The sequence below is a fragment of the Streptococcus oralis genome (assembly GCF_003942585.1).
In the GTDB taxonomy this organism is placed as follows: domain Bacteria; phylum Bacillota; class Bacilli; order Lactobacillales; family Streptococcaceae; genus Streptococcus; species Streptococcus oralis_BE.
In genome coordinates, this window is the sequence record NZ_RJNK01000006.1 from 43,385 (window position 1) to 66,041 (window position 22,657).

At 42.7% G+C, this 22,657-nt stretch carries 21 protein-coding genes, 1 tRNA gene and 1 other RNA gene; 19 read left to right on the forward strand and 4 right to left on the reverse strand.

What is annotated here, in order from left to right; genetic code table 11:
- Window positions 1-3: 3 nt before the first annotated feature.
- The 3 genes from D8862_RS07470 (at window position 4) to ssrA (ending at window position 1,876) form a co-directional block, all read left to right on the forward strand.
- The gene (locus D8862_RS07470) at window positions 4-831 is read left to right on the forward strand and encodes a Cof-type HAD-IIB family hydrolase (protein ID WP_125449734.1); all 828 of its coding nucleotides are present in this window, start codon (window positions 4-6) and stop codon (window positions 829-831) included.
- 1 nt (window position 832) lies between these two features.
- Complete coding sequence (locus tag D8862_RS07475; RefSeq protein WP_125449736.1) at window positions 833-1,468, forward strand: SGNH/GDSL hydrolase family protein; 636 nt, start codon at window positions 833-835, stop codon at window positions 1,466-1,468.
- Between the two features lie 60 nt (window positions 1,469-1,528).
- Window positions 1,529-1,876, forward strand: a transfer-messenger RNA (tmRNA) gene (ssrA, locus tag D8862_RS07480).
- A gap of 157 nt (window positions 1,877-2,033) precedes the next feature.
- Here the strand turns inward: ssrA and D8862_RS07485 are convergent.
- Window positions 2,034-2,121 (reverse strand) — tRNA-Ser (locus tag D8862_RS07485).
- Window positions 2,122-2,282: 161 nt separating this feature from the next.
- Here D8862_RS07485 and D8862_RS07490 point away from each other — a divergent pair.
- The 4 genes from D8862_RS07490 (at window position 2,283) to D8862_RS07505 (ending at window position 8,273) form a co-directional block, all read left to right on the forward strand.
- Window positions 2,283-3,023, forward strand: a complete 741-nt coding sequence (locus D8862_RS07490; protein WP_125449738.1) for a DeoR/GlpR family DNA-binding transcription regulator — start codon at window positions 2,283-2,285, stop codon at window positions 3,021-3,023.
- Entirely contained in the window at window positions 3,020-3,931 is a 912-nt protein-coding gene (pfkB, locus tag D8862_RS07495) for a 1-phosphofructokinase (protein WP_125449740.1), read from the forward strand. Before D8862_RS07490 ends, pfkB begins: the two co-directional genes overlap by 4 nt.
- Window positions 3,928-5,880: a PTS fructose transporter subunit IIABC gene (locus D8862_RS07500; protein ID WP_125449742.1), complete on the forward strand. Its 1,953-nt coding sequence runs from the start codon at window positions 3,928-3,930 to the stop codon at window positions 5,878-5,880. Before pfkB ends, D8862_RS07500 begins: the two co-directional genes overlap by 4 nt.
- Before the next feature lie 86 nt (window positions 5,881-5,966).
- The gene (locus tag D8862_RS07505; RefSeq protein ID WP_125449744.1) at window positions 5,967-8,273 is read left to right on the forward strand and encodes a DNA translocase FtsK; all 2,307 of its coding nucleotides are present in this window, start codon (window positions 5,967-5,969) and stop codon (window positions 8,271-8,273) included.
- A gap of 43 nt (window positions 8,274-8,316) precedes the next feature.
- Here the strand turns inward: D8862_RS07505 and D8862_RS07510 are convergent, their stop codons facing one another.
- Window positions 8,317-8,742: a DUF6556 family protein gene (locus tag D8862_RS07510; protein WP_125449746.1), complete on the reverse strand. Its 426-nt coding sequence runs from the start codon at window positions 8,740-8,742 to the stop codon at window positions 8,317-8,319.
- Window positions 8,743-8,879: 137 nt separating this feature from the next.
- Here D8862_RS07510 and D8862_RS07515 point away from each other — a divergent pair, with 137 nt between their 5' ends.
- From D8862_RS07515 to D8862_RS07560, 10 genes are all read left to right on the forward strand, one after another.
- A complete protein-coding gene (locus D8862_RS07515; protein WP_125449748.1) occupies window positions 8,880-10,022 on the forward strand; it encodes a cysteine desulfurase family protein in 1,143 nt (380 codons plus the stop codon).
- A gap of 8 nt (window positions 10,023-10,030) precedes the next feature.
- On the forward strand, window positions 10,031-11,245 hold the full coding sequence (gene thiI / locus D8862_RS07520) for a tRNA uracil 4-sulfurtransferase ThiI (protein WP_125449750.1): 1,215 nt from the start codon (window positions 10,031-10,033) through the stop codon (window positions 11,243-11,245).
- A 136-nt stretch (window positions 11,246-11,381) separates the two neighbouring features.
- Complete coding sequence (locus D8862_RS07525; protein ID WP_084971677.1) at window positions 11,382-12,206, forward strand: alpha/beta hydrolase; 825 nt, start codon at window positions 11,382-11,384, stop codon at window positions 12,204-12,206.
- Between the two features lie 20 nt (window positions 12,207-12,226).
- Window positions 12,227-12,967 carry an esterase family protein gene (locus tag D8862_RS07530; RefSeq protein ID WP_125449752.1) on the forward strand — a complete coding sequence of 247 codons (741 nt, stop codon included), beginning with the start codon at window positions 12,227-12,229 and terminating at the stop codon, window positions 12,965-12,967.
- A 12-nt stretch (window positions 12,968-12,979) separates the two neighbouring features.
- Window positions 12,980-14,146 carry an ATP-grasp domain-containing protein gene (locus D8862_RS07535; protein ID WP_125449754.1) on the forward strand — a complete coding sequence of 389 codons (1,167 nt, stop codon included), beginning with the start codon at window positions 12,980-12,982 and terminating at the stop codon, window positions 14,144-14,146.
- A gap of 157 nt (window positions 14,147-14,303) precedes the next feature.
- Complete coding sequence (gla, locus tag D8862_RS07540) at window positions 14,304-15,173, forward strand: aquaglyceroporin Gla (protein WP_125449756.1); 870 nt, start codon at window positions 14,304-14,306, stop codon at window positions 15,171-15,173.
- A gap of 122 nt (window positions 15,174-15,295) precedes the next feature.
- Complete coding sequence (locus D8862_RS07545; protein WP_125449758.1) at window positions 15,296-16,021, forward strand: CppA N-terminal domain-containing protein; 726 nt, start codon at window positions 15,296-15,298, stop codon at window positions 16,019-16,021.
- Complete coding sequence (locus D8862_RS07550; protein ID WP_125449760.1) at window positions 16,018-16,953, forward strand: serine hydrolase domain-containing protein; 936 nt, start codon at window positions 16,018-16,020, stop codon at window positions 16,951-16,953. The genes D8862_RS07545 and D8862_RS07550 overlap by 4 nt, the downstream gene beginning before the upstream one ends.
- A 9-nt stretch (window positions 16,954-16,962) precedes the next feature.
- Window positions 16,963-17,874 carry a DMT family transporter gene (locus D8862_RS07555; protein WP_125449762.1) on the forward strand — a complete coding sequence of 304 codons (912 nt, stop codon included), beginning with the start codon at window positions 16,963-16,965 and terminating at the stop codon, window positions 17,872-17,874.
- Window positions 17,875-18,023: 149 nt separating this feature from the next.
- Entirely contained in the window at window positions 18,024-18,782 is a 759-nt protein-coding gene (locus D8862_RS07560) for a CPBP family intramembrane glutamic endopeptidase (protein WP_125449764.1), read from the forward strand.
- 48 nt (window positions 18,783-18,830) lie between these two features.
- On the opposite strand, the gene D8862_RS07565 is transcribed toward D8862_RS07560, so the two are convergent.
- Window positions 18,831-20,114: a uracil-xanthine permease family protein gene (locus tag D8862_RS07565; RefSeq protein ID WP_185760853.1), complete on the reverse strand. Its 1,284-nt coding sequence runs from the start codon at window positions 20,112-20,114 to the stop codon at window positions 18,831-18,833.
- A 256-nt stretch (window positions 20,115-20,370) separates the two neighbouring features.
- A complete protein-coding gene (gene rsmG, locus D8862_RS07570; protein ID WP_125449768.1) occupies window positions 20,371-21,084 on the reverse strand; it encodes a 16S rRNA (guanine(527)-N(7))-methyltransferase RsmG in 714 nt (237 codons plus the stop codon).
- 93 nt (window positions 21,085-21,177) lie between these two features.
- On the opposite strand from rsmG, the gene D8862_RS07575 reads away from it, so the two are divergent.
- Together D8862_RS07575 and htpX are read left to right on the forward strand one after the other, a co-directional pair.
- A complete protein-coding gene (locus tag D8862_RS07575) occupies window positions 21,178-21,738 on the forward strand; it encodes a LemA family protein (RefSeq protein WP_000219838.1) in 561 nt (186 codons plus the stop codon).
- Window position 21,739: 1 nt separating this feature from the next.
- Entirely contained in the window at window positions 21,740-22,639 is a 900-nt protein-coding gene (htpX, locus tag D8862_RS07580) for a zinc metalloprotease HtpX (RefSeq protein ID WP_125449770.1), read from the forward strand.
- Window positions 22,640-22,657 lie beyond the last annotated feature (18 nt).

A 22,657-nucleotide genomic window follows, 5' to 3' on the forward strand; every position in this document is an offset into this window, starting at 1 on the left:
AAAATGACGATTAAGATTATTGCGACAGATATGGATGGAACCTTGCTGGATCCGAGAGGTCAGCTGGATCTGCCCCGCTTGGAAAAGATCTTAGATCAGCTGGATCAAAGGGATATCCGTTTTGTCATTGCGACGGGAAATGAAATCCATCGTATGAGAGAATTGTTGGGACACTTGGCTGAACGAGTAGTCCTAGTAGTTGCCAATGGGGCGCGAATTTTTGAAAACAATAAACTGATTCAAGCTCAGACCTGGGATGATGCTATGGTTGACAAGGCTTTAGTTCATTTTAAGGGGAGAGAGTGCAGAGATCAGTTTGTCGTAACAGGTATGAAGGGTGGTTTTGTCAAGGAAGGAACTGTTTTTACAGAACTTGATAAATTTATGACTCCAGAGATGATTGAAAGACTTTATCAACGAATGAATTTTGTGGAAGAGTTGCAAGCTGACCTCTTTGGTGGAGTGCTTAAAATGAGCATGGTCGTTGGTGAAGAGCGATCTAGTTCTGTTTTGCAGGAAATTAATGATTTATTTAATGGTAGTGTGAGAGCTGTTTCTAGCGGTTATGGTTGTATCGATATCCTACAGGCTGGTGTTCACAAGGCTTGGGGATTGGAAGAATTACTCAAGCGCTGGAATTTAAAATCGGAACAAATCATGGCTTTTGGTGATAGTGAAAACGATGTCGAAATGCTAGAACTGGCTGGGATTGCCTATGCTATGGAAAATGCAGCTGATGAGGCTAAGGCAGTTGCGACTGATCTAGCTCCAGCTAACAGCCAGGGGGGTGTTTATCAGGTCCTAGAAAATTGGTTAGAGAAAGAGGGATAAGGTGGCAGTACAGTTATTAGAAAATTGGCTCCTAAAAGAGCAGGCAAAGATTCAAACCAAGTATCGCGAATTGAATCAAATTTCTGTCCTAGAGCCAGATGTAATTTTTATCGGCGATTCGATTGTAGAATACTACCCTTTGCAAGAGTTACTTGGGACTGCCAAGACGATTGTTAATAGAGGCATCCGAGGCTACCAGACGAGACTTTTATTAGAGAATCTAGATGCCCATCTTTATGGTGATGCTGTAGATCAAATTGTTCTCTTAATTGGAACAAATGATATTGGAAAAGATATTCCCATGAATGAAGCCTTGGATAATCTTGAACGTGTGATCCAATCAATTGCTCGAGATTATCCGCTGTCACAAATAAAACTTGTTTCTATTCTGCCAGTTAATGAAGGCGAAGAATACAAGCAGACTGTTTATATCCGAACTAATGAAAAGATTAGAGAATGGAATCAAGCCTATGAGGCTCTAGCCTCCGCCTATGTGCAAGCAGATTTTGTGCCGATTTATGATAGTTTGACAGATTCAGAAGGGCAACTTCAATCAGCCTATACAACGGATGGCCTCCATCTAAGTGTAGCCGGTTATCAAGCCTTATCAGAAGCCTTGAAAACATATCTTTTCTAAAGAATCGACTTAATTTTGCATTTTTGATTTAGATAAGGTATAATGGTTTTATTGTCTTTTGGGGTCGTTACGGATTCGACAGGCATTATGAGGCATATTTTGCAACCCGTGTGGCGACGTAAACGCTCAGTTAAATATAACTGCAAAAAATAACACTTCTTACGCTTTAGCTGCCTAAAAACCAGCAAGCGTGACCTGATTTGGATTGCTCGTGTTCAATGACAGGTCTTATGATTAGCGAGATACGATCAAACCTTGTCTAGTGGTTTGATAAGAGATTGATAGACTCGCAGTTCCTAGGCTTGAGTTATGTGTCGAGGGACTGTTAAAACAATACATAACCTATGGTTGTAGACAAATATGTTGGCAGGTGTTTGGACGTGGGTTCGACTCCCACCGGCTCCATTATTCCTTTGCATTCTTTCGCATTCCTTGGTAAAACGTTGTTAAATCAACGTTTTTTATTTTTGTCTTTTGTATTCCTTGGCAGTCTTTTGTAAAAAAAGGAATACAAAAAAGGATACAACATTTTTGTCGTATCCTAGAAATCGTTTTGGTTTTTCTACGGAAGACATGGGATTCGAACCCACGCACGCTGTTACACGCCTACCGCGTTTCCAACACGGCCTCTTAAGCCTCTTGAGTAATCTTCCAATACTTACTCAAATAGTCTACCATAAAGGCTCTTATCTTGCAATAAAAATTTTGGAAATGAGAAAAATGATAGAATTTGAAAGAAAATGATAAAAAATGCTTGACTTTGCTAGAAATTGTGCTAGAATGAATAGTGTAAACGATAACAGGAGGTGATTTGGTGTTAAAAACTGAGCGGAAGCAACTGATTTTAGAGGAGTTAAATCAACATCATGTAGTTTCCCTAGAAAAGTTGGTTAGTCTATTAGAAACATCAGAATCAACGGTACGAAGAGATTTGGATGAGTTGGAGGCGGAAAACAAGCTTCGCCGTGTGCATGGTGGAGCAGAATTGCCCCACTCCTTGCAGGAAGAAGAAACCATCCAAGAAAAATCTGTCAAAAACCTTCAAGAGAAGAAACTACTGGCTCAGAAAGCAGCCTCTCTTATTAAGGAACAAGATGTTATCTTTATCGATGCTGGCACAACAACTGCTTTTTTGATCAAGGAATTGGTTAATAAGAATATTACAGTTGTGACCAACTCCATTCACCATGCGGTTCAGTTGGTTGAAAAGCAGATTCCAACTGTCATGGTTGGAGGAAGTGTCAAGATGGCAACAGATGCATGTATCGGTGGTGTTGCTCTTAACCAAATCAATCAATTGCACTTTGACCGTGCCTTTATCGGGATGAATGGTGTAGACGATGGTTATTATACGACTCCTGATATGGAGGAGGGAGCTGTGAAGCGAGCTATTTTGGAGAATGCCAAACAAACCTATGTCTTGGTCGATTCGTCAAAGATTGGTCAAACTTGCTTTGCCAAGGTAGCACCACTCAAACGGGCTATCGTTATCACAAGTCAAGGGCATGAGCTTTTGGAAGCTATTAAGGAGAAAACGGAGGTAATAGAAGTATGATTTATACAGTCACACTCAATCCGTCTATTGACTATATCGTTCGCTTGGACCAAGTTCAAGTTGGTAGTGTCAATCGTATGGACAGTGATGATAAGTTTGCTGGTGGGAAAGGAATCAATGTCAGTCGTGTTTTGAAACGCTTGGATATTCCAAATACAGCGACTGGATTTATTGGAGGCTTTACTGGTAAATTTATCACAGATACTCTGGTAGAGGAAGAAATCGAGACACGTTTTGTCCAAGTAGCAGAAGATACTCGCATCAATGTCAAGATTAAAGCAGACCAAGAAACAGAAATCAACGGGACTGGTCCAAATGTTGAGCTCGAACAACTTGAAGAGTTAAAAGCCATTCTTTCAAATCTGACAGCAGAAGATACGGTTGTGTTTGCGGGTTCGAGTGCTAAAAACCTAGGAAATGTAATCTACAAGGATTTGATTGCCTTGACACGCCAGACTGGTGCACAAGTCGTTTGTGATTTTGAAGGACAGACCTTGATTGATAGTTTGGACTATCAGCCACTTTTGGTCAAACCAAATAATCACGAGCTTGGAGCTATCTTTGGAGTGAAACTCGAAAGTTTAGATGAGATTGAGAAGTACGCACGTGAGTTACTAGCTAAGGGTGCTCAACATGTCATCATCTCTATGGCTGGGGACGGTGCTCTTCTTGTCACATCTGAGGGAGCTTACTTCGCAAAACCTATCAAGGGAACAGTCAAAAATTCAGTTGGTGCTGGTGACTCTATGGTTGCTGGGTTTACAGGTGAATTTGTCAAATCAAAAGATGCAGTAGAAGCTTTCAAATGGGGAGTGGCTTGCGGAACGGCAACTACCTTCTCGGATGACTTGGCAACTGCGGAATTTATTGAAGAAACATATGAAAAAGTTGAGGTAGAAAAACGATGAAAATTCAAGACCTATTGAGAAAAGACGTCATGTTGCTGGATTTGCAGGCAACTGAAAAAACAGCTGTCATTGAAGAGATGATTAAAAGCCTGGTAGATCACGGTTATGTGACGGATTTTGAAACATTCAAAGAAGGAATCTTGGCGCGTGAAGCTCTAACTTCCACTGGTTTGGGTGATGGAATCGCTATGCCTCACAGTAAAAACTCTGCTGTCAAAGAAGCGACAGTTCTCTTTGCTAAGTCAAACAAGGGTGTTGACTATGAGAGCTTGGATGGGCAACCAACAGACCTTTTCTTCATGATTGCGGCTCCAGAAGGTGCCAATGATACTCACTTAGCAGCCTTGGCAGAATTGTCTCAATACTTGATGAAAGATGGCTTTGCTGATAAACTTCGTCAAGTAACATCTGCTGACCAAGTCATCGAGCTTTTTGACCAAGTTTCAGAAAAAGCTGAGGAACCTGTCCAAGCACCTGCCAATGAATCTGGTGACTTTATCGTTGCTGTTACAGCTTGTACAACAGGAATCGCCCACACTTATATGGCGCAAGAAGCCCTTCAAAAAGTGGCTGCTGAAATGGGTGTTGGGATCAAGGTCGAAACCAACGGTGCTAGCGGTGTTGGAAATCAACTAACTGCTGAAGACATCCGTAAGGCTAAAGCTGTTATCATTGCAGCAGATAAGGCTGTTGAGATGGATCGTTTCGATGGCAAACCATTGATCAATCGTCCAGTTGCAGACGGTATCCGTAAGACAGAGGAGTTGATTAACTTGGCTCTTTCAGGAGATGCTGAAATCTACCGTGCTGCTAATGGGGCCAAAGCTGTAGCAGCGTCTAACGAACAACAAAGCCTTGGTGGCGCTTTCTACAAACACTTGATGAGTGGTGTATCTCAAATGTTGCCATTCGTTATCGGTGGTGGTATCATGATTGCCCTCGCCTTCTTAATCGACGGAGCTTTTGGTGTGCCACAAGATAGTCTTGGTAATCTCGGATCCTACCATGAGCTAGCTTCCATGTTCATGAAAATCGGTGGTGCAGCCTTTGGCTTAATGCTTCCAGTTTTTGCAGGATATGTTGCCTACTCTATCGCTGAAAAACCAGGTTTGGTAGCTGGATTCGTAGCTGGTGCTATTGCTAAAGAAGGTTTTGCCTTTGGTAAAATCCCTTATGCAGCAGGTGGTGAAGCAACTTCAACTCTTGCAGGTGTATCATCTGGTTTCCTAGGTGCCCTTGTTGGTGGATTTATCGCAGGTGCCTTGGTTCTTGCTATCAAGAAATACGTTAAAGTTCCTCGTTCACTTGAAGGGGCAAAATCAATCCTTCTCTTGCCACTTCTTGGAACAATTTTGACAGGATTTGTCATGCTGGCTGTCAATATTCCAATGGCAGCAATCAACACTGCTATGAATGACTTCCTTGGCGGTCTTGGAGGAGGATCAGCTGTCCTTCTCGGTATCGTTCTTGGTGGAATGATGGCTGTTGATATGGGTGGACCAGTTAACAAAGCTGCCTATGTCTTTGGTACAGGTACGCTTGCAGCGACTGTTTCTTCAGGTGGTTCTGTAGCCATGGCAGCAGTTATGGCTGGAGGAATGGTGCCACCACTTGCAATCTTTGTCGCAACCCTTCTTTTCAAAGATAAATTTACCAAAGAAGAACGCAACTCTGGTTTGACAAACATCATCATGGGCTTGTCATTTATCACTGAGGGAGCAATTCCGTTTGGTGCAGCCGACCCAGCTCGTGCGATCCCAAGCTTCATCCTTGGTTCAGCAGTAGCAGGCGGACTTGTTGGTCTTGCGGGTATCAAACTCATGGCGCCACACGGAGGAATCTTCGTCATCGCTCTTACTTCAAATGCCCTTCTTTACCTAGTCTTTGTCTTGATTGGAGCAATTGTAAGTGGTGTGGTTTATGGTTATCTACGCAAACCACAAGCATAAAAAGGATTAGAATAGAAAGATTGTTACCATTTGGTGCAATCTTTTTCTCTTTTCGAAATGGCTGTGAAATATGGTATAATAAAAGAATGGCAAACAAGAATACTACAAAAACAAGACGGAGACCGTCTAAAGCAGAACTTGAAAGAAAACAGGCTATCCAGAGGATGTTGATTTCCTTAGGGATTGCCTTATTATTGATTATTGCAGCTCTCAAGCTTGGTGCTGCGGGTATCACTCTTTACAATCTCATTCGACTGTTAGTCGGAAGTTTAGCTTATGTGGCTATAGGTGGCCTCCTCATCTATCTTTTTCTTTTTAAATGGATCCGCAAGCAGGAGGGGCTTCTGTCAGGATTTCTCTGTATCTTTGCTGGCCTACTCTTGATTTTTGAGGCCTACTTGGTCTGGAAATTTGGCTTGGAGCAGTCAGTTTTAAAAGGAACCTTGGCTCAAGTTATGACGGATCTGACAGGTATGCGGGTGACTAGCTTTGCTGGTGGAGGCCTGCTTGGTGTTGGACTTTATATCCCCATAGCCTTTCTTTTTTCAAATATCGGCTCTTACTTTATTGGAGTTCTCTTGATTCTGGTTGGGGCACTCTTGGTCAGTCCTTGGTCTATTTATGATGTTGCAGCCTTTATTGGTGCTCAGTTCAGATCCTTCATGGAAAAACAGGAACAGAGAAAACAGGAACGCTTCATCAAGAGAGAAGAAGAGAAGGCTCGCCAAGAAGCTGAAGAAGCTGCCAGAATTCAGAGAGAACAAGAAGAACAGGATGCCCTACCGCTTCCTCCTGTAGACTCTGAAACTGGAGAAATCTTATCAGAGGTACCAGTCTACGATCTCCCCCCAATTCCTGAGGAAGAATGGATAGAACCCGAGATTATCCTCCCTCAAACTGATTTTGACGTTCCAGATGTGGAAGAAGACTTTGAGGATGAAGAGGTGCAGGTTGATTTTTCTGCCAAAGAAGCTATCGAATACAAACTGCCAAGCTTGCAACTCTTTGCGCCAGATAAACCCAAAGATCAGTCCAAGGAAAAGAGGATTGTTCGAGAAAACATCAAAATCCTAGAAGAAACCTTTGCTAGCTTTGGTATCAAGGTAACGGTTGAACGAGCTGAAATTGGACCATCAGTTACCAAGTATGAAGTCAAGCCAGCAGTCGGTGTACGGGTCAACCGCATTTCCAATCTGGCAGACGACTTAGCGCTGGCTCTGGCGGCAAAGGATGTTCGGATTGAAGCTCCGATCCCTGGAAAATCCCTAGTTGGAATTGAAGTGCCCAACTCTGAGATTGCGACCGTTTCCTTCCGTGAACTCTGGGAACAGTCTCAAACAAAACCAGAAAATCTCCTTGAAATACCTCTAGGTAAGGCTGTCAATGGAACTGCTCGCACCTTTGACCTTTCCAAGATGCCCCACCTACTTGTTGCAGGTTCGACGGGCTCAGGGAAATCAGTTGCAGTTAACGGTATTATCGCCAGCATTCTCATGAAGGCAAGACCCGACCAGGTCAAGTTTATGATGGTCGATCCTAAGATGGTTGAGTTGTCTGTTTACAATGATATTCCCCATCTCTTGATTCCAGTTGTGACCAATCCACGCAAGGCCAGCAAGGCTTTGCAAAAAGTTGTGGATGAGATGGAAAACCGTTATGAACTCTTTGCTAAGGTTGGTGTGCGAAATATAGCTGGTTACAATGCCAAGGTCGAGGAATTCAATGCCCAGTCTGAGTACAAACAAGTACCCCTGCCTTTGATTGTCGTCATTGTGGACGAGTTGGCAGACCTCATGATGGTGGCCAGCAAGGAAGTGGAAGATGCCATCATCCGTCTCGGACAGAAGGCGCGTGCCGCAGGGATTCACATGATTCTAGCAACGCAACGTCCGTCGGTTGATGTCATCTCTGGTCTTATCAAGGCCAATGTGCCATCTCGAGTGGCTTTTGCAGTTTCATCGGGCACAGATTCACGAACTATCTTGGATGAAAATGGAGCTGAAAAATTGCTTGGTCGAGGAGACATGCTCTTTAAACCAATTGATGAAAATCATCCAGTCCGTCTGCAAGGATCCTTTATCTCGGATGATGATGTTGAACGCATCGTAAACTTCATCAAGGCTCAGGCGGATGCAGACTACGATGAGAGTTTTGATCCAGGTGAGGTTTCTGAAAATGAAGGAGAATTTTCAGATGGTGAAGCTGGCGGCGATCCGCTTTTTGAAGAAGCTAAGGCTCTGGTTATCGAGACGCAGAAAGCCAGTGCTTCGATGATTCAGCGTCGTTTATCAGTTGGCTTTAACCGTGCGACCCGACTGATGGAAGAACTCGAAATGGCAGGTGTCATCGGCCCAGCTGAAGGAACCAAACCACGAAAAGTATTGCAACAATAAAAAATAGCTTCTTTCCAAATCTGGAAGGAAGCTATTTTTGTGATTACTGGTTCGTTTTAGTTTCAGAACTCGTCGTATTTGACTGTGTTCCGTTATCACTTGTTTCTTTATTTGTAGCAGGTGTAGAAGAGTCCTGAGTTGTTGTTTTCGGCTCTTCTTTTTTCTCCTCTTTCTTGTTTGATTGAGAAGTTTCTTCTTGTGGGGTATTTTCTTTAGTAGAAGTGTTATCCTTGTTAGGTGTAGTATTATCCTGAGGGGATTCCTTTTGAATTTCCTTGACAACAGTTGTTTGGGTTGTCGTCGGTTCTTTTTTGTTGTTTTTATTATTATCCATGGCGTTCATGATGGTGATACTAGCGGTGATTAGGCCAAGGATACTACCGATGGTAGCAATCGTTTTTTGAAAGACAGTAAATCCCTTTTTGATGTGTTCTGTTTTTGGTTTTGAAGTTCTACGATAGTTAGACATGATACTCTCCTTTGATTATGATTTATTATACCTCATTTCTTTAAAAAAATCTTAAAAAAAGAGAAACTTCCCTTTCTTGTCGTAAGCTTCGTTTCATGATAAAATAGAAGGAGTGATTTTAGAAAGCGTGAGAAAACATGATCTACTTTGATAATTCGGCGACAACTAAGCCTTATCCTGAAGCACTTGAAACTTACATGCAGGTCGCTTCAAAAATTGTAGGAAATCCATCTAGTCTCCATCGTTTGGGAGACCAGGCAACACGAATTTTAGATGCTTCCCGGCAGCAAATTGCAGACTTGATTGGGAAGAAGAGTGATGAAATCTTCTTTACCTCTGGTGGAACAGAAGGAGATAACTGGGTCATCAAGGGTGTGGCCTTTGAAAAAGCCCAGTTTGGCAAGCACATCATCGTGTCAGCTATTGAACATCCAGCAGTCAAGGAATCAGCCCTTTGGCTGAAAAGTCAAGGTTTTGAGATAGATTTTACTCCAGTTGATGAGAAAGGATTTGTGGATGTTGAAGCGTTAGCAGATTTGATACGTCCTGATACGACTCTCGTCTCCATTATGGCAGTTAACAACGAAATCGGCTCTATCCAGCCCATTGAGGCTATTTCGAAACTGTTAGAAGATAAGCCGACTATTTCCTTCCACGTTGATGCAGTTCAGGCACTTGCTAAGATTCCGACTGAAAAATACCTGACGGATCGGGTGGATTTTGCAACCTTTTCGAGCCATAAGTTTCATGGTGTGCGAGGAGTTGGCTTTGTCTATATCAAGTCTGGTAAGAAGATTACGCCTCTGTTGACTGGTGGTGGTCAGGAGCGAGACTATCGTTCGACAACTGAAAATGTAGCAGGGATTGCAGCGACAGCCAAATCTCTCCGTTTATCTATGGAAAAGTTAGATCTCTTTACTAGCAAGACAGGACAGATGAAGGCAGTCATTCGCCAAGCCCTTCTGGACTATCCAGACATTTTCGTCTTTTCGGATGAGGAAGACTTTGCCCCTCATATCCTGACTTTTGGGATTAAGGGGGTTCGTGGAGAAGTCATCGTTCATGCCTTTGAAGATTATGATATTTTCATTTCCACAACCTCTGCTTGTTCGTCCAAGGCAGGAAAACCCGCAGGGACCTTGATTGCCATGGGAGTGGACAAGGATAAGGCCCAGTCAGCTGTTCGCCTAAGCCTAGACTTGGAAAATGATATGAGTCAAGTCGAGCAGTTTTTGACCAAGCTAAAATTAATTTACAATCAAACTAGAAAAGTAAGATAGGAGTATTTATGCAGTATTCAGAAATTATGATTCGATACGGAGAATTGTCAACCAAACACAAAAATCGTATGCGTTTCATTAATAAACTTCGTAATAATATTTCAGACGTTTTGTCTATCTATCCTCAAGTTAAGGTAACCGCAGATCGCGACCGTGCCCACGCTTACCTCAATGGAGCAGATTACACAGCAGTTGCAGAATCGCTCAAACAAGTCTTTGGAATTCAAAATTTTTCTCCTGTGTATAAGATTGAAAAGTCAGTGGACGTTCTGAAGTCTGCTGTCCAAGAGATTATGAAGGAAATCTATAAGGAAGGGATGACCTTTAAAATCACTAGTAAGCGTAGCGACCACAACTTTGAACTCGACAGTCGTGAACTGAATCAAACTCTTGGTGGAGCTGTTTTCGAGGCTATTCCAAACGTGCAAGCTCAGATGAAAAATCCAGATATTAATCTTCAGGTTGAGATTCGTGAAGAGGCTGCCTATCTTTCCTATGAAACTTTTCGTGGAGCAGGAGGATTACCTGTGGGAAGTTCTGGTAAAGGTATGCTCATGTTGTCAGGAGGTATTGATTCACCCGTGGCAGGTTATCTAGCTCTTAAGCGTGGGGTAGATATCGAGGCGGTTCACTTTGCTAGCCCACCATACACTAGCCCTGGCGCTCTCAAAAAAGCCCAAGATTTGACCCGTAAATTGACCAAGTTTGGTGGCAATATCCAGTTTATCGAAGTGCCTTTTACTGAGATTCAAGAAGAAATCAAGGCCAAGGCGCCAGAAGCCTACCTCATGACCTTGACGCGTCGGTTTATGATGCGGATTACTGACCGTATTCGTGAAGTGAGAAAGGGTCTGGTCATTATCAATGGGGAAAGCCTTGGCCAAGTAGCAAGCCAAACCTTGGAGAGCATGCAGGCTATCAACGCTGTGACCAACACTCCCATCATTCGTCCCGTGGTTACTATGGACAAGTTGGAAATCATTGACATCGCGCAGGAAATCGATACCTTTGAAATTTCTATCCAGCCGTTTGAGGACTGCTGTACTATTTTTGCGCCTGATCGTCCTAAGACCAATCCTAAGATAGAGAATGCAGAGCAGTATGAAAAACGCATGGATGTTGAAGGCTTGGTTGAGCGAGCAGTGGCTGGTATCATGATCACTGAGATTACACCTCAGGCTGAAAAAGATGCTGTCGATGAGTTAATTGACAATCTCCTCTAATCAGAAAATCCAGAAGAATTCAGAAAAACAAATGAAAAAAGTTAGTTATTTATCCTTAAAATGGACATTAACTGACTTTTTTTCTATTTTTATGGTATAATAAGATAAAATTTTGAATATAGAGAGTTTTCTGACAATGAATCATTCCTACTTTTACTTAAAAATGAAAGAACACAAACTCAAGGTTCCTTATACAGGAAAGGAGCGTCGTGTGCGTGTGCTCCTGCCAAAGGATTATGAGAAAGACACAGACCGTTTTTACCCTGTTGTTTACTTTCACGATGGGCAAAATGTCTTTTACAGCAAGGAGTCCTATATCGGACACTCTTGGAAGATTATTCCAGCCATTAAACGAAATCCTGATATCAGTCGCATGATTGTTGTTGCTATTGACAATGATGGCATGGGACGGATGAATGAGTATGCGGCTTGGAAGTTTCAAGAATCTCCTATTCCAGGGCAACAGTTCGGCGGTAAGGGTGTGGAGTATGCCGAGTTTGTCATGGAGGTGGTTAAGCCCTTTATCGATGAGACCTACCGTACCAAAGCTGATCGCCAGCATACGGCTATGATTGGTTCGTCTCTAGGAGGCAATATTACCCAGTTTATCGGACTGGAATACCAAGACCGAATTGGTTGTCTAGGAGTCTTTTCATCTGCCAACTGGCTCCACCAAGAAGCCTTTAACCGCTATATCGAGCGCAAGAAACTGTCGCCTGATCAGCGTATTTTCATCTATGTTGGAACGGAAGAAGCAGATGATACAGACAAGACCTTGATGGCTGGCAATATCAAGCAAGCCTATATCGACTCATCACTTCGCTATTACCATGATTTGATTGCAGGAGGAGTACACTTGGATAATCTTGTTTTGAAAGTTCAGTCTGGTGCTATCCATAGTGAGATCCCTTGGTCGGAAAATTTACCAGACTGTCTTCGTTTTTTTGCAGAGAAATGGTAACTTAGGAAAGGAGAAAGCCAATGCATATTGAACATCTTAGCCACTGGAGTGGCCACCTCAACCGTGAAATGTATCTCAACCGTTATGGACACGCTGGGATTCCAGTCGTGGTTTTTGCTTCATCTGGTGGCAGTCACAATGAATACTATGATTTTGGCATGATTGATGCCTGTGCTTCCTTTATCGAAGAAGGTTGTGTTCAGTTCTTTACCCTATCCAGTGTTGACAGTGAGAGCTGGTTGGCCACTTGGAAAAATGGTCATGACCAAGCAGAGATGCACCGTGCCTACGAACGCTATGTGATTGAGGAGGCCATTCCTTTTATCAAGCATAAGACAGGTTGGTTTGACGGTATGATGACGACAGGTTGCTCCATGGGGGCCTACCATGCACTCAATTTCTTCCTCCAGCATCCGGATGTCTTTACCAAGGTGATTGCTCTCAGTGGTGTTTACGACGCACGTTTCTTTGTCGGTGATTACTACAATGATGATGCTATTTACCAGAACTCGCCAGTAGATTATATTTGGAATCAGAATGACGGCTGGTTTATCGATCGTTACCGTCAGGCGGAGATTGTCGTCTGTACGGGTCTTGGTGCTTGGGAACAAGATGGTCTGCCATCCTTCTACAAGCTCAAAGAAGCCTTTGACCAGAAACAAATTCCAGCCTGGTTTGCTGAATGGGGACACGATGTCGCCCACGACTGGGAATGGTGGCGTAAACAAATGCCCTATTTTCTTGGACACCTGTATCTATAAAAGGAGTTGCCTATGAATTACCTTGTTATTTCTCCCTACTATCCGCAAAACTTTCAACAGTTTACGATTGAACTAGCTAGTAAAGGCATCACAGTCTTGGGAATTGGTCAGGAGCCTTACGAACAACTAGATGAGCCTTTGCGCAATAGCCTAACTGAGTATTTCCGTGTGGACAATCTTGAGAATATAGACGAAGTCAAGCGTGCTGTTGCCTTTCTTTTCTACAAGCATGGTCCTATCGATCGCATCGAGTCACACAATGAATACTGGCTTGAGCTAGACGCAGCACTTAGAGAACAATTCAATGTCTTTGGTGCCAAACCCGAGGATCTCAAAAAGACGAAATATAAGTCTGAGATGAAGAAACTTTTCAAAAAAGCAGGTGTCCCTGTGGTACCTGGAGCTGTTATCCAGACGGAAGTAGATGTGGATAAAGCAGTGAAAGAAATCGGTCTACCAATGATTGCCAAACCTGATAACGGAGTGGGAGCGGCAGCAACCTTTAAGCTTGAGACAGAAGAAGATGTAAATCACTTCAAGGCTGAATGGGACCATTCAACCGTTTATTTCTTTGAAAAATTTGTCACTTCTAGCGAAATCTGTACCTTTGACGGGCTTGTAGACAAGGATGGCAACATCGTCTTTTCAACGACTTTCGATTATGCCCATACACCACTTGATCTCATGATTTATAAGATGGACAATTCCTACTATGTGCTCAAGGATATGGATCCCAAACTGCGCAAGTATGGTGAAGCCATTGTCAAAGAATTTGGCATGAAGGAGCGTTTTTTCCATATCGAATTCTTCCGTGAGGGAGATGACTATATCGCCATTGAGTACAACAATCGTCCTGCAGGTGGTTTTACCATTGATGTTTATAACTTCGCTCACTCCTTGGACCTCTATCGTGGCTATGCAGCTATCGTCGCAGGTGAGGGGTTTCCAACATCAGAATTTGAACCTCAATACTGTCTAGCTACATCACGTCGTGCTAATGCTAACTATGTTTATTCAGAAGAGGACCTTTTTGCCAAATACAGTCAGCAATTCAAGGTCAAAAAAATCATGCCAGCAGCCTTTGCAGAGCTACAAGGGGACTACCTTTATATGCTGACTACTCCGAATCGCCAAGAGATGGAGCAGATGATTGCAGACTTTGGTCAACGTCAAGACTAATGAAAAGGATGAAGGGAGTTTGACTCCTTTTGTCCTTTTCTTAAAGATAAGTTAAATAAAGCGTTTTCCAGATATTCTTTTAGAAAATCGGTTGCTAAAAGGCCTAAAAATTGATAGAATAAGGATTGTCTAAAAAAATTTAAGGAGAATCTATCAAATGGATTTTACATGGGCTATTAAATATGCCACAGAATTCTTGGGAACTGCTATTTTGATCATTCTTGGTAATGGTGCAGTTGCCAACGTTGAACTTAAAGGTACGAAAGGTCACCAAAGTGGCTGGCTCGTTATCGCTGTTGGTTATGGTATGGGGGTTATGATCCCAGCCTTGATGTTCGGTAACGTTTCTGGTAACCACATCAACCCAGCTTTCACTCTTGGACTTGCTGTTAGCGGACTTTTTTCTTGGGATCAAGTACCGTTTTACATCCTTGCGCAAGTTTTGGGGGCAATTTTTGGTCAAGCTTTGGTTGTAGCGACTCACCGTCCATACTACTTGAAAACAGAAAACCCAAACAATATCTTGGGTACCTTCTCAACGATTTCAAGCATCGACCACGGTACAAAAGAATCACGTTTCGCAGCAACGGTTAACGGTTTCCTAAATGAGTTTGTAGGTTCATTTGTTCTTTTCTTTGCAGCGCTTGGTTTGACTAAAAACTTCTTCGGTGCTGAGGTTCTTCAATACATGAAACAAATGGCTACTCAAGCTGGTCAAACTGTTGACTTAAGTGAATTGGCAGTGAAAGCTCAAGTAGCTCCACATACAGCTGCTGGGATCTCAGTTGCACACTTGGCACTTGGTTTCCTAGTGCTGGCTTTGGTAGCTTCACTTGGTGGACCTACTGGACCTGGTTTGAACCCAGCTCGTGACTTCGGACCACGTCTTCTTCACGAACTCCTTCCAAAATCAGTTCTTGGTCAACACAAGGGTGATTCAAAATGGTGGTATGCATGGGTTCCAGTTGTAGCTCCAATTGCAGCGGGTATTGCAGCAGTAGCACTATTCAAACTACTTTACCTATAAGAAACGAAACTGGGGAATCCCAGTTTTTTTATCGGAAATTTTTGTAAAAAATTCTAGAATTTAAGTGGAATAGCTTGTAAAAAGTCCTAAAATCCTTTAAAATAAAAGAGTTGGAGGAAGCTATGAATGCAAATCAAATGATACAAATTATTCCGACTTTGAAGGTCAATAATCGAAAATTAAATGAAAAATTTTACATTGAAACTCTTGGGATGAAGCCCTTATTAGAAGAATCTGCCTTCCTTTCACTTGGTGACCAATCAGGTATTGAGAAGTTGATTCTCGAAGAGGCTCCCAGTATGCGAACTCGGAGAGTTGAAGGGCTTAAGAAACTAGCTAGACTCTTGATCAAAGTAGAAAATCCTTCAGAAATAGAGGCTCTTCTCTATCAGATGGAGTCCCTTCCTCGCCTGCTTAAAGGAAGCCGTGGTTATGCTTTTGAGATTGTTTCTCCTGAACAGGATGTGATTCTTGTTCATGCGGAAAATGATATAAGAGATTTGGTTCCACTGGAAACTGTTCCTGAATTTTCTTCAAATACAGGTATAAAATACTTGAGTCAATTTGAGATTTCTATGGAGTTGCGTTTTCCTGAGGGAATGGAGAGTTTGCTTGATCCAGAAGTGGTAGCTAAGGTAATTAGCTTTACCAAAGGGGAAGGTCCAGATTTGACTGTTGAAAACAATGTCACCTGGGACTTGTCTATGCTGAAATTTTTGGTAAAGGATCTAGATTTAACTAGTCTTCGTCAGAAATTTGAAAAGACAGGCTATTTTGTTCCCAAGTCTGAAAAATTCTTCCTTGGTAAAGACACCAATAATATCGAATTGTGGTTTGAAGAAGCATGAAGTGGACAAAAATTCTAAGAAAAATAGAAGAACAAATCGAGGCAGGGGTCTATCCCGGGGCCTCTTTTGCGTATTTTAAGGATGGAGAATGGAGAGAATCTTACCTAGGATTGAGTGATCCTGAGAGAGGTTTACAGACAGAGTCAGGGCTAGTCTATGACCTAGCCAGTGTGAGTAAGGTTGTGGGAGTTGGGACGATCTACACCTTCTTGTGGCAGCAGGGCACATTAGATATTGATCGACCAGTGACGGATTTTTTACCTGAGTGTGATTACTCAGATATCACTATCCGTCAACTTTTGACCCACGCAACAGACCTGGACCCCTTTATTCCTAATCGAGACAGGTTAGGTGCAGAGGAACTGAGAAAAGCCATGTTTCACCTCAACAGACGAAGTCAGACAGCCTTCCTATACTCGGACGTGCACTTTTTACTCCTGGGCTTTCTTTTGGAAAAAATCTTTGACCAAGACTTGGATCAGATTATAGAAGAACAAGTTTTGAACCCATGGGGGATGAAGGAAACAGTGTTTGGCCCCGTTGAGTTTGCTGTACCAACAGTGAGAGGAGTGGAGGCAGGCAGTATTCACGATCCCAAAGCTCGTCTTTTGGGCAAACATGCTGGAAGTGCTGGTTTATTTTCAACTGTTAAGGATTTGCAAAACTTTCTGGATCATTACTTGAAAGATGATTTTGCAGCAGATTTGAGCCGCAATTTTTCTCCCTTAGATGATAAGGAGCGTTCGTTAGCTTGGAATATGGAGGGGGCCTGGCTCGACCATACGGGCTATACAGGTACCTTCATCATGTGGAACCGAGAGAAACAGGAAGCCGCTATCTTTTTATCCAATCGAACGTATGAGAAGGATGAGCGTGCCCAGTGGATAATCGATCGAAACCAAGTCATGGATATGATTCGTAGGGAAGAGTAGGGAGCAAGCATGTCAAAAACCGTAAAAGGAACGCTATTTACAGTAGTGGCAGGCATTGCTTGGGGCTTGTCTGGAACCAGTGGCCAATACCTGATGGCACACGGGATTTCCGCTTTAGTCTTGACCAATCTGCGGCTTATCATTGCAGGATTGGCACTGGTTTTCTTATCCTATGTAACTGCAAGGGATAAACTCCTAGCTTTTTTAAAAGACAGAAAAAGCTTACTCTCTCTACTGCTATTTGCCTTGTTTGGACTTTTCTTAAACCAGTTTGCCTATCTTTCTGCCATTCAGGAAACCAATGCTGGAACGGCTACGGTTCTCCAGTATGTATGCCCTGTTGGAATCTTGATTTATACTTGTATCAAGGACAAGGTGGCACCGACTCTGGCTGAGATTGTTTCGATTGTTTTAGCAATCGGAGGGACTTTTCTTATCGCGACTCATGGGGAACTTGACCAGTTGTCGGTCACACCTGCGGGTCTTTTCTGGGGGCTCTTTTCTGCCTTGACCTACGCCCTTTATATCATTCTTCCTATCACTTTGATTAAGAAATGGGGAAGCATGTTGGTGATTGGTGTGGGCATGGTTATTTCTGGAGTGGTGGCTATTCCCTTCACAGGGGTTTTGCAGGCCAGTATACCGACCAGCTTGGATTTTCTTTTTGCATTTGCTGGCATTATCATCATTGGCACGGTCTTTGCCTATACAGCTTTCCTAAAAGGAGCTAGTATGATAGGCCCTGTTAAGTCCAGTTTATTGGCTTCCATAGAGCCCATCTCTGCTGTTTTCTTTGCCTTTCTGATTATGAAGGAACAATTCTACGCGATTGATTTTGTCGGTATGGCTATGATTTTACTTGCGGTAGCCATCATTTCTTTGAAAGATTTGTTGATAGAAAATAAACGGAAGGTTGAATGAGAAACTAGTTACTCGTAAAAAGTGGTTGGTTTAAATATCCTATCTAAATATTGATTACGGCTAAGGAATGGGAGTGGAATTTTATAAAATTTTAAGTTTCTTTTCTTACAATAAACCAATCTTTAACTGCTAGGCTAGAAGGAGAAGATATGAAAATTTTACAAAGCATTCACCCAACTAAGCCCCTGCGCTACTTGAGATGGTTTGACATTCTGATTATTACAGTTTTAATGTTTGGTCAGTTTATCATTCGGTCAACGGAGCTCTTTTTAGCAAGTATGTTTCCGACAGGTCTTTCAACTACAATGGATACAGCAAGTAATACTGTCAGCGAGGGAGTAGGCTATTTGAGCAACTTCACCCTGCAAGTGATACTTCTTACCTTAGCCTTGCTTTACCTTTTGATCCGGAATTATGATTTCAAACAACTTCCCATTCGTTGGACCTGGTCCCTTCTCTTTTGGGTTCCTTTTATATTTGCCATTGTGGGATTGTTTGGAGACCTGGTGACGACACTAACTGGTGAATACAATTACTTAAATCCATTTCTTTTTGCCCACATAGATCCCATGGAAGTTATACGGAAATTCCTAGCGCTTAGTCCCATGGCAATTGCCTACGCCTTGCTAAATGGCTTCTATGAAGAGTTTTTCTTTCTAGGGTTGTTGACCTCAGTGAAAGAAAAGCACAAGTGGCGGGTTTTGTTTTATTCTACCCTCATTCGGATTTCTTTTCACACTTATCAAGGATTGGTGTGGGCACTGGTTATTGGTGTAGTTTATGGTTTATTCTATTATTTTCTATACAAGTATAAGGTTAAAAATCTTTTGCCATTTTTCCTTATGCATGCTCTGGTAGACATGTTTGGTTCTAGCCTCCTGTATCTCTTGATTGCGTGGGGAAGGTAAGAATCAGAAAAATCCACTCAACTGAGTGGATTTTGTCTATATAGATGACTAGTCTTTGTTTTCGTATGGTAAGATCAGGTTTAAGATGATACCTGTCATAGCTGATAGGGCAGTACCTGAAAGGGTAACTGGTCCTACTTTGAGGATGGCTCCACCAAGCCCAAGAACCAACATAGCACTAGCAATGATGAGGTTACGCATTTGACTGAAATCAACGCGCTCCTTGATCAAGACTTTCAAACCGTTGCTGGCGATAACTCCGTAGAGAAGGATGGACATCCCACCAAGTACAGCACTAGGGATTGTTGAGATCAAGGCAGTGAATTTACCAAGGAAACTGAGAGCAATGGCAATAAAGGCAGCGTTACGGATAACGGAGACAGAAGCGATACGAGTCATCCCGATAACTCCTGTATTTTCGCCGTAAGTCGTATTGGCTGGTCCACCGAGAAAGGCAGATACAGATGTTGCAATACCGTCACCGAGAAGTGTACGGTGAAGACCTGGCTCTTTCAGGAACTGACGTCCACAGATTTGGCTTAGGACGGTATGGTCACCGATGTGTTCTGAAATGGTTACGATAGCGATTGGCAAGATGGCGATTGTTTCAGGACCGAAGTAGAGGTTATACTCTTTGAAGGCTCCGCCTGTACTAAATGGTAAGTAGAAACCAGGGATTTCAAACCAGTTAGCTTCTAGGACTGGTGTAAAGTCAACCAAGCCAAGTGTTACTGCGAAGATGTAACCACCGATGATGGCAAAGAGGAAAGGAATGATACGTAGGAAACCTTTTCCTTTTGTATTGATAAAGGCAGCAATCAAGAAAGTTACGACAGCTACAAGTGCATTTTTCCAATTTCCATCTGCTACAAGTCCAGCGTTCGTAACAGCTGAATTTGCCAGTCCAAGACCGATAACGATGATCATGGGTCCGATAATGATTGGTGGTAAGAGTTTATCGATCCATTTTGTACCTGCAAAACGAACACTTGCAGCCACAAGAACATAAACCAAACCAGTCAAGATAACCCCAGTTTGAGCGGCCGATACATCGCCACCCATCTCTTTCATAGCTAGAGACATGGCCGTGATAAAGGCGAAGGATGATCCGAGATAGACTGGAACTTTAAAACCAGTCGAAATCATGTAGATGAGTGTCCCAACGCCTGATGCAAAAAGGGCAACAGATACGGGCATTCCCAAAATTAGGGGAACGAGAATGGTTGCACCAAACATGGCAAAAACGTGCTGGAAGCTTAGAAGAATGCCTTTACCAGCTGAAGGACGTTGGTCAACGTCTAGTAACAAGTCAACAGTTGATTCCTGTTTCATAAAAACCTCACTTTTGGGCACCAAAAAAGAGCCCATTATTTTACAGCAATAGGCTCTCAGAGTAAGACTTCTTTAAAAAAACTATTCCATTCTTAAAGAATTTCATATACTGCGTCTTTGTCACCTCACGGGATGACATTAAAAACCTTTGCTTAGGATAGTATAGCAGAAAAAAATGATTTTGTAAATCATTTTTTCCCGAGCTAAGAAATGTAAGAGCGAGGCGAACTTTGTAAATATTTTTTTACAAAAAAATTTAAAGCGGGCGTTTGTTTGGCATGCCAGCCTTTCTAGGATACTTGTTTGGGGTCTCTTTTTTCTTTTCTACCACAGTGATGTAACGTGGATCTCCATTTGGTAGGGCGTAACTGAGATTATCTTCGACCTTACTAAAGAGGAGATTGAGGGCATTCTTGGCTTCTAGCAATTCCTCGGGGGCATTACTGGCCTTGAGTGCCAAGAGTTTTCCGCCAACTTTAAGGTAGGGAATGGTCAGTTCAGACAAGACCTGCATACGGGCAACAGCACGGGCAGTTACCACATCAAACTGAGCACGGAAGTTTTTGTCTTGGGCAAAGTCTTCTGCCCGTCCATGGTAGAAGTGAACTCCGCCCAACCCCAGCTCCTGAGCCAATAGTTGGAGGAAGTTGATGCGCTTATTTAGCGAATCAATGATAGTCACATCTAACTGAGGATAGAGGATTTTCATAGGAAGACTAGGAAATCCTGCCCCAGCCCCGATATCAAGAAGTTTGATACTTTCATTTGAAATCAAGCCTTGTAGGATGGGGGCAATCGAATCATAAAAGTGTTTAAGGTAAACTTCTTCTTTGTCTGTAATAGCGGTCAGGTTAATCTTTTCATTCCACTCAACTAAGAGTTCAAAATACCGTTCAAATTGTTCTTTTTGCTGGTCTGAGAGTGGAAAATTTTGCTCCGCTAGCAAGTCGTAAAATGTTTCTGGTTTCATAGTCATTTCCTTCTCTAGTATCATCTTATTTTACCATATTCATTAAAATTTTGATATACTGGTATTAATCTAAAAGCAGAAAGGAATAAGATTATGACTTGGATTATTCTTGGAGTTTTGGCTCTAATTGTTATTTTTGTGATTGTTAGCTATAACGGTTTGGTAAAAAATCGTATGCAAACCAAGGAGGCTTGGAGCCAGATCGATGTTCAGTTGAAGCGTCGTAATGATCTCCTCCCTAACTTGATTGAAACAGTCAAAGGCTATGCCAAATATGAGGGTTCTACCTTGGAAAAAGTGACAGAACTTCGTAGACAAGTAGCCGCAGCAACTTCGCCAGCTGAAGCTATGAAGGCCAGTGATGCCCTTACCCGCCAGATTTCTGGTATCTTCGCAGTAGCAGAGAATTACCCAGACTTGAAAGCTAGTGCTAACTTTATCAAATTGCAAGAAGAGTTGACCAATACAGAAAATAAAATTTCTTACTCACGCCAACTCTACAACAGTGTGGTCAGCAACTACAATGTAAAACTTGAAAGCTTCCCAAGTAACATCATCGCAGGACTATTTGGCTTTAAAGCTGCAGACTTCCTTCAAACACCTGAAGAGGAAAAGGCAGTTCCTAAAGTTGACTTTAGTGGTTTAGGTGACTAAGATGTTGTTTGATCAAATTGCGAGCAATAAACGAAAAACCTGGATTTTATTACTGTTTTTCTTCCTACTCTTGGCCTTGGTTGGTTATGCGGTTGGCTATCTCTTTATGCGTTCAGGTCTTGGCGGCATGATTATTGCCTTGATCATCGGCCTTATCTACGCTTTAACCATGATCTTTCAATCGACAGAGATTGTCATGTCTATGAATGGGGCGCGTGAGGTTGATGAGCAAACAGCACCAGACCTCTACCATGTAGTGGAAGATATGGCTATGGTCGCTCAGATTCCCATGCCGCGTGTTTTCATCATTGAGGATTCTTCTTTGAATGCTTTTGCAACAGGTTCCAACCCGCAAAATGCAGCAGTCGCAGCCACTTCGGGTCTTCTGGCTATCATGAACCGTGAGGAGCTAGAAGCTGTTATGGGGCATGAGGTCAGTCATATCCGAAACTATGATATCCGAATTTCGACCATTGCTGTAGCGCTCGCTAGTGCCATTACCCTTCTGTCTAGTATGGCAGGTCGTATGATGTGGTGGGGAGGCGCTGGTCGCAGACGGAGCGATAATGATCGTGATGGAAATGGTTTGGAGATTATCATGCTTGTTATCTCTCTCTTAGCAATTGTTCTGGCACCTCTCGCTGCAACCTTGGTGCAATTAGCCATTTCCCGTCAGCGAGAATTTCTGGCGGATGCATCCAGTGTGGAGCTGACTCGCAATCCTCAAGGGATGATCAATGCCTTGCGCAAGTTGGATAATAGCGAGCCTATGCATCACCACGTTGATGATGCCAGCAGCGCTCTTTATATCAATGATCCCAAGAAAGCTGGCGGACTACAAAAACTATTTTACACCCACCCACCTATCTCAGAACGAATTGAGCGCTTGAAACAGATGTAAACAAAATCCAGAGAAACT

Excerpts from the sequence above, each read along its gene's own strand:
- D8862_RS07500 (WP_125449742.1), top strand. The coding sequence starts at position 3,928 with ATGAAAATTCAAGACCTATTGAGAAAAGACGTCATGTTGCTGGATTTG.
- D8862_RS07560 (WP_125449764.1), top strand. The coding sequence starts at position 18,024 with ATGAAAATTTTACAAAGCATTCACCCAACTAAGCCCCTGCGCTACTTG.
- rsmG (WP_125449768.1), bottom strand. The coding sequence starts at position 21,084 with ATGAAACCAGAAACATTTTACGACTTGCTAGCGGAGCAAAATTTTCCA.
- D8862_RS07470 (WP_125449734.1), top strand. The coding sequence starts at position 4 with ATGACGATTAAGATTATTGCGACAGATATGGATGGAACCTTGCTGGAT.
- htpX (WP_125449770.1), top strand. The coding sequence starts at position 21,740 with ATGTTGTTTGATCAAATTGCGAGCAATAAACGAAAAACCTGGATTTTA.
- D8862_RS07525 (WP_084971677.1), top strand. The coding sequence starts at position 11,382 with ATGAATCATTCCTACTTTTACTTAAAAATGAAAGAACACAAACTCAAG.
- D8862_RS07535 (WP_125449754.1), top strand. The coding sequence starts at position 12,980 with ATGAATTACCTTGTTATTTCTCCCTACTATCCGCAAAACTTTCAACAG.
- D8862_RS07515 (WP_125449748.1), top strand. The coding sequence starts at position 8,880 with ATGATCTACTTTGATAATTCGGCGACAACTAAGCCTTATCCTGAAGCA.
- D8862_RS07510 (WP_125449746.1), bottom strand. The coding sequence starts at position 8,742 with ATGTCTAACTATCGTAGAACTTCAAAACCAAAAACAGAACACATCAAA.
- D8862_RS07575 (WP_000219838.1), top strand. The coding sequence starts at position 21,178 with ATGACTTGGATTATTCTTGGAGTTTTGGCTCTAATTGTTATTTTTGTG.
- D8862_RS07550 (WP_125449760.1), top strand. The coding sequence starts at position 16,018 with ATGAAGTGGACAAAAATTCTAAGAAAAATAGAAGAACAAATCGAGGCA.
- D8862_RS07545 (WP_125449758.1), top strand. The coding sequence starts at position 15,296 with ATGAATGCAAATCAAATGATACAAATTATTCCGACTTTGAAGGTCAAT.
- D8862_RS07555 (WP_125449762.1), top strand. The coding sequence starts at position 16,963 with ATGTCAAAAACCGTAAAAGGAACGCTATTTACAGTAGTGGCAGGCATT.
- D8862_RS07505 (WP_125449744.1), top strand. The coding sequence starts at position 5,967 with ATGGCAAACAAGAATACTACAAAAACAAGACGGAGACCGTCTAAAGCA.
- pfkB (WP_125449740.1), top strand. The coding sequence starts at position 3,020 with ATGATTTATACAGTCACACTCAATCCGTCTATTGACTATATCGTTCGC.
- D8862_RS07530 (WP_125449752.1), top strand. The coding sequence starts at position 12,227 with ATGCATATTGAACATCTTAGCCACTGGAGTGGCCACCTCAACCGTGAA.
- gla (WP_125449756.1), top strand. The coding sequence starts at position 14,304 with ATGGATTTTACATGGGCTATTAAATATGCCACAGAATTCTTGGGAACT.
- D8862_RS07565 (WP_185760853.1), bottom strand. The coding sequence starts at position 20,114 with ATGAAACAGGAATCAACTGTTGACTTGTTACTAGACGTTGACCAACGT.
- thiI (WP_125449750.1), top strand. The coding sequence starts at position 10,031 with ATGCAGTATTCAGAAATTATGATTCGATACGGAGAATTGTCAACCAAA.